This window comes from Kineococcus gurbantunggutensis (assembly GCF_050871925.1).
Classification (GTDB): domain Bacteria; phylum Actinomycetota; class Actinomycetes; order Actinomycetales; family Kineococcaceae; genus Kineococcus.
In genome coordinates this window covers 21,490-27,619 of record NZ_JBJLSG010000058.1, presented here as the reverse complement: position 1 = coordinate 27,619, position 6,130 = coordinate 21,490, and the positions used below count along the sequence as shown (strand labels likewise).

Annotated in this window: 5 protein-coding genes; 2 read left to right on the top strand and 3 right to left on the bottom strand. The window is 76.3% G+C overall.

Annotation, left to right across the window (positions count from 1 at the left end):
- Window positions 1–44 precede the first annotated feature (44 nt).
- Both ACRYR7_RS12675 and ACRYR7_RS12670 read right to left on the bottom strand, forming a co-directional pair.
- Window positions 45–1,055: a TIGR03557 family F420-dependent LLM class oxidoreductase gene (locus ACRYR7_RS12675; protein ID WP_432572460.1), complete on the bottom strand. Its 1,011-nt coding sequence runs from the start codon at window positions 1,053–1,055 to the stop codon at window positions 45–47.
- Window positions 1,052–1,618 (bottom strand): type 1 glutamine amidotransferase domain-containing protein, encoded by a 567-nt coding sequence (locus tag ACRYR7_RS12670; protein WP_432572459.1) that lies wholly within the window; start codon window positions 1,616–1,618, stop codon window positions 1,052–1,054. The genes ACRYR7_RS12675 and ACRYR7_RS12670 overlap by 4 nt, the downstream gene beginning before the upstream one ends.
- A gap of 218 nt (window positions 1,619–1,836) precedes the next feature.
- Between ACRYR7_RS12670 and fbaA the strand changes: the two genes are divergently transcribed.
- Window positions 1,837–2,859, top strand: coding sequence for a class II fructose-bisphosphate aldolase (fbaA, locus tag ACRYR7_RS12665; protein ID WP_432572458.1), 1,023 nt, complete (start codon window positions 1,837–1,839; stop codon window positions 2,857–2,859).
- A 154-nt stretch (window positions 2,860–3,013) separates the two neighbouring features.
- Here the strand turns inward: fbaA and ACRYR7_RS12660 are convergent, their stop codons facing one another.
- Window positions 3,014–3,382 carry an STAS domain-containing protein gene (locus ACRYR7_RS12660; RefSeq protein WP_432572457.1) on the bottom strand — a complete coding sequence of 123 codons (369 nt, stop codon included), beginning with the start codon at window positions 3,380–3,382 and terminating at the stop codon, window positions 3,014–3,016.
- 293 nt (window positions 3,383–3,675) lie between these two features.
- Here ACRYR7_RS12660 and ACRYR7_RS12655 point away from each other — a divergent pair, with 293 nt between their 5' ends.
- Window positions 3,676–6,111: an ATP-binding SpoIIE family protein phosphatase gene (locus tag ACRYR7_RS12655; RefSeq protein ID WP_432572456.1), complete on the top strand. Its 2,436-nt coding sequence runs from the start codon at window positions 3,676–3,678 to the stop codon at window positions 6,109–6,111.
- Window positions 6,112–6,130: the final 19 nt, after the last annotated feature.

Here is a 6,130-nt window from a genome sequence, read left to right as displayed (position 1 = left end):
CGACCGGCGGTGCCGGTCGCGCGGGGCCGCCGCGGGCGCGCCGGTCAGCTCGGCGAGGGGTCCTGCGAGGAGGCCGCCTCGCGCAGCGCCGGCAGGATCTCCGAGGACGCCGCGCGCAGGAAGTCCTCCTGGTGCTCGCCGCCCACCTGCACCAGCGCCAGGTCGGTGAACCCCGCCTCGAAGAACGCGCCCGCCGCCTCCACGATCGCGTCCACGTCGTTCCCGCACGGGACCTGCTCGGCCACGTCCTCCGGGCGCACGTACTTGCTGGCCCCCGAGAACCCGGCCGTCGTCGGCAGGTCCGCGTTCACCTTCCAGCCCCCGGCGAACCAGCGGAACTGCTCGTGCGCGCGGGCCACCGCCGCGTCCCGGTCGGCGTCCCAGCACACCGGCATCTGCCCGATGCGCCGGCTCGTCGCCGCCTGCGCCGGGTCGCGCGCGCCGTCCCACAGCGGGCCCAGCGAGCCGTCCGGCTCCACCGCGATCAGGTGGTCGGCCAGCGGCGCGAAGCGCGTGCACGACTTCTCGCCCGACACGCCCACCGCGATCGGCACCCGCCGCTCGGGCAGGTCCCACAACCGCGCCGAGTCCACCCGGAAGTGCTCGCCCGCGTAGCTGAGCAGCTCGCCGTCGAAGAGCGTGGAGATGATCTCCAGCGCCTCCACGAGCATGTCGTGGCGCTCCTCCACGGCCGGCCAGCCGTGGCCCACCACGTGCTCGTTGAGGTTCTCGCCCGAGCCCAGCCCCAGCGTGAAGCGCCCCTCCGAGAGCACCCCCATCGTGGCGGCCTTCTGCGCCACCACCGCCGGGTGGTACCGCAGCGTCGGGCACGTCACGTACGTCATCAGCTCCGCGCGGGAGGTGACCTGCGAGACCGCGCCCAGCACGCTCCAGGTGTACGGCGCGTGCCCCTGCGAGGTCAGCCAGGGGGAGTAGTGGTCGGAGAAGACCAGCAGGTCGAAGCCGGCCTCCTCCGCGGCGGCGGCGTCGCGCACCAGCCAGCGCGGGTCCGACTGCTCGCCCATGCACGTGTAGCCGAGGCGGACCTCGCTCACGCCCCGGCCCCCGCCAGGTGCTCCAGCAGGGTCTTGGAGAACGCGTCCAGGTCGTCCGGCTTGCGGCTCGTGATGAGCGGCCCCGGGCCCGAGGTGTCCACCACGACCTCCTCGTCCACCCACTCCGCGCCCGCGTTGCGCAGGTCCGTGCGCAGGCTCGGCCACGACGTCATCCGCCGCCCGCGCACCGCGTCCGCCTCCACCAGCGTCCACGGCGCGTGGCAGATCGCCGCGATCGGCTTGGAGGACGCCGCGAACTGGCCCACGAACGCCACCGCCTCCCCGCTCGTGCGCAGCGCGTCCGGGTTCGCCACCCCGCCCGGCAGCACCAGCGCGTCGTAGTCGCCCACCGTGGCGTCGGAGACCACCACGTCCACGTCGAAGGTGTCCGCCTTGTCCAGGTGGTCGAACGCCTGCACCTGCCCCGGCTGCGTCGAGATCAGCACCGGCTCGCCGCCGGCGGCCTGCACCGCCTTCCACGGCTCCGTCAGCTCCACCTGCTCGATGCCCTCCGGGGCGACCAGGAACGCCACCTTCTTGCCCTGCAGCTGCGTGTCGGTCATGCCCCCACGCTGGCACCGCGCACCGCGTCCGGCACCTCGGGACCGCCCCGGCCCCCGATCCCGCCGCGCAGCGCGCCCGCGCCGCCGCGCACGGTGACGCGCACCGTGACGCGCACCGTGACGCGCACCGTGACGCGCACCTCTGCCGACCCTCCTGCCCCGCACCCGCCCCTCGTGGAAGGATCAGCACGCCAGAGCCGCCACGACGAGGAGTCGACATGCCCATCGCCACCCCGGACGTCTACGCCGAGATGCTGGACCGCGCGAAGGCGGGTTCCTTCGCCTACCCCGCCATCAACGTCTCCTCGTCGCAGACCCTCAACGCCGCCATCCGCGGCTTCGCCGAGGCCGAGAGCGACGGGATCGTCCAGGTGTCCACCGGCGGCGCCGAGTTCCTCTCCGGCACCACCGTCAAGGACATGGTCCTGGGCGCGCAGGCCCTCGCCGAGTACGCCCACCACGTCGCCAAGGGCTACGGCGTCAACATCGCCCTGCACACCGACCACTGCCCCAAGGACAAGCTCGACAGCTACGTCCGCCCCCTGCTCGCCATCTCCCAGGAGCGCGTCGACGGCGGCCGCGACCCGCTGTTCCAGTCCCACATGTGGGACGGCTCCGCGGTCCCGCTGGAGGAGAACCTGCAGATCGCCGAGGAGCTGCTCGGCAAGGCCGCCGCCGCGAGGATCATCCTGGAGGTCGAGATCGGCGTCGTGGGCGGCGAGGAGGACGGCGTCGCCAACGAGATCAACGACAAGCTCTACACCACCGTCGACGACGCCCTGGCCACCGTGCGCGCCCTCGGCACCGGAGAGAAGGGCCGCTACCTCACCGCCCTCACCTTCGGCAACGTCCACGGCGTCTACAAGCCCGGCAACGTCAAGCTGCGCCCCGAGATCCTCCAGCAGATCCAGGAGGAGGTCGGCAAGGAGGTCGGCAAGGACAAGCCGTTCGACCTCGTCTTCCACGGCGGCTCCGGCTCCCTGCCCGAGGAGATCTCCGCCGCCGTCGACCACGGCGTCGTCAAGATGAACGTCGACACCGACACCCAGTACGCCTTCACCCGCCCCGTCGCCGAGCACATGTTCCGCAACTTCGACGGCGTGCTCAAGGTCGACGGCGAGGTCGGCAACAAGAAGCAGTACGACCCGCGCACCTGGGGCAAGGTCGCCGAGACCGGCATGGCGGCCCGCGTCGTCGAGGCCGCGCAGTCCCTGCGCAGCGCCGGCCAGCGCCTGAAGTGACGTCCCGCCGGCCCGGGCCCCGCGCGGGGGTCCGGGCCGGCGTGCGTCGGGTTCGTCGTGGTCGGGGTGCGCGGGCGTCGGCATGCCGCCGGGCACCCCTGCCCGCCCGGGCGAGGATCCGACCGGGGGACCCCGGTGGCCCGGGGCAGCGGCGTCAGGCCGGCTCGGGCCCGTCGTCGTAGGCGCTGCCGGACGTGTCGGCGCCCGGGCGCGGCTCCTCGTCGACCACGTCGAGCAGCTGCACGATGTTGGTCGTCTCGATGAGGAACTTCACCACCGCGGGCGGGCGGATCAGCGTCACGCGGCGCCCGCGCGAGCGCGAGGCCAGGCGGGCCAGGAAGGCCAGGCCGGTGGAGTCCATGAAGGTCACGTGGTGGGCGTCGACCTGGAGGGGCCGGCCGGAGGACAGGGCGTCCTCGGCGGCCTCGAGCAGGTCGGGGCCCAGCTCGGCGTCGATCTCCCCGGTCAGCACGACCCGCGTGGCGCGCGGCTCGTAGAGCACGTGCACGGACCCGGGGTCCACGGAGCGCACCTCGGGCATGCGGGACGTGTCCCCCGGGGGTGTCGCGTCGTTCGTCATCGTCCCTCCGCAGTACCGCGCTGGTGGCCGTGCCCGTTGGCTGCAGGCAGCCGGTGTCGGCGCGGCTCGTCGCCGCACAGTAGGTCACGACGCCCCCGCAGCGCGACGTGTCCCTCCTCGGGGGAGCGCGGACACCCTCGGCGCGCGGCGGGTCGAGGCCCACTGCATGCTATCCAGCGAGGTCGAGGTCGCCGTCGCGCACCTGCGACGCACCAGCCACGCGAGGAGCCCCACCGATGTCCGGCAGCCGACCGCAGCGCCTGCTGCTGCGCGACGCACCGGCCGCCGTGCTGCTGCTGGAGCTGCCCGCGCACGGCGGGGACGCGGTGGTCCTCGCCGCGGACGACGGCGCCGCGCACCTGGCGGGCGTCGGTGCGGACCCCTCCGCCGATCCGGGCGCTGCCGTGCCCCCGGGTCCGCCCGCGGACCTGCCCGCGGACCTGCCCGGCTTCTGCCGCGCCGCGGGGCTGCCCGCGCAGGTCGCCGCGCGCGCCCTGGCCGTGCCGGTGCCCGGGGAGCCGGTCGCGGGCCGCTGGTGGCTCGTCGTGGCGCCGGTGGACGCCCCCCGCCGCGCGCCGGACGGTGCCCGCCGCGCGCTGCTGTCGCTGCACGCGGTGGAGGGCGCCCCGGTGGCGCCGGGCGCCGCGGTGGCGCTCGTGCCCGGCGCCGCGCTGCTCGCCCTGCCCTCCGCGGCCGAGGCGCAGCGGGGGTGCGACGGCGAGGTCGAGTGGGTGGACGCGGCCTTCACGCGCGTGACCGGGGTGGCGGCCGCCGCCGCGCGCGGCGCGGGCCCGTCGCGGCTGCTGCCCGGCGGGGAGGCCGACCGCTCCGGGCTGCGCGGCGCGGTGCTCTCGGGGCGGGCGGTGTCCGCCACGGTGCCCGACGAGCGCGCCGACGGCACCCGCTTCCTGCACCGGGTGCGCGCCACCCCGCTGCGCGAGCGCTCCGGGGCGGTGCGCCGCGTCGTCACCTGGCACGCCGACGTCACCGCGCCCGGGCGCGCGGGAGCGGCGGCGGACCCGCTGCGCGCGCTGGACGCGCTCGCCGCGCCCGCGCTGACCCGCGAGGCGGTGGTGACCGGGCTCGGCGCCACCGTCCGGGCGCTGACCGGGACGGTGGCGCGCGCCGCGCTCGTGGCGCTGGCCGACGAGCCGCACGCCCGCGGCGGGAGCACCGAGGTCGAGGTGGTCGCCGCGGCGGGGGAGCCCTTCGAGGGGCTGCTGGGGCGGGTGTGGCGCCGCCCGCCGGGCGCGCGCGGCGACGACCCGCTGCTGGAGGCGCCCGGGCCCGGCGGCCCGCGGCTGCGGCCGCTGGCCGGCGGGGCGCCGGGCAGCGCCTCGGCGTGGCTGGAGCGGCTGACGAGCCCGGCGGGCCCGGGGGTGTCGGTGGTGGCGCTGCCCGGGCGCGGGCACGTCCTGGGGTGGCTGGTCGTCGTACCCGGTGAGGACGCGGTGGTGGGCGAGGACGGGGCCGTCCTGCGCGCCGCCGCGCACCGCGCAGGGTTGGCGGTGGAGAACGCGAGACTGCACGCACGGGAGCACGAGTTGTCAGAAACGCTGCAGCGCAGCATGTTGCCGGAGGACACCGCGGTGGAGGGCCTGGACGTGTGGGCCTTCTACGCGCCCAACGCCGACCACGCGCAGGTGGGGGGCGACTGGTACGACGTCCTGCGGGCCCCGGACGGCAGCGCCGGCGTCGTCATCGGCGACGTGGTGGGCCACGACGTGGAGGCCGTGGCCGCGATGGGCCAGATGCGCTCGGTGGTGCGCTCGGCCGCCCAGGAGCTGGACGACCCGGGCAGCGTGCTCATGCGCGTGGACCAGCTCGCCGCGGGCGTGAGCATCCCGCGGATGGCCAGCCTGGTGTACGCGACCCTGCAGCGCCTGGACGACGGCGGCTGGGAGGTGGCCTGGAGCAGCGCCGGGCACCTGCCGCCGCTGCTGCGGCGCGCCGGCGGGGGCACGGGCGTGGTGGAGGTCCTCAGCGACGCCACCGGCACCCTGGTCGGCCTGGGCGAGCGGCCCCGGCCCACCCGCGAGCGGGCGCTGCGCCCGGGCGACGTGCTGGTCTTCTACACCGACGGCCTCATCGAGGCGCGCCACCGGCCCATGCGCGACGGCATGGAGGTCCTCGTCGAGCTGCTGGCCGCCAGCCGCGCCCACGACGCCGCCGGCATCGGCGAGGAGCTGCTGCAGGGCCTGGGCGAGTCCCCCGAGGACGACACGGCGATCGTCGTGGTGCGGGTGCCCGAGGAGGTGGGGGAGCCGGCGCAGCGCGTCGCGGACACGCCCCGGCGGCGCCGCTGGCAGCTGCCCTCGGAGCCGTCCTCGGTGGGCAAGGCCCGCCACGCCACGCTGCGCGCCTGCGCGGTGTGGGGCCTGGGCGTCGGTCCGCAGGCGGAGATCGTGGTCTCCGAGCTCGTGGCCAACGCCGTCCTGCACGGCTGGGGGCCGGTGGGGCTGCGGCTGTTCGACCTGCCCGGCGCGCTGCGCGTGGAGGTGGAGGACGACAGCCCCGAGCACCCCCGCGTCGTGCAGGCGCGCCCGGACGGCGCCGGCGGGCACGGCATGCGCGTGGTCGCCACGCTGGGCCGCTGGGGCGTCACCCCCACCCGCCGGGGCAAGATCGTCTGGGTGGAGGTCCCCACCTCCCCGCCCGCCGCGCCCGCCTGAGCCGCACCGCCCCGAGCAC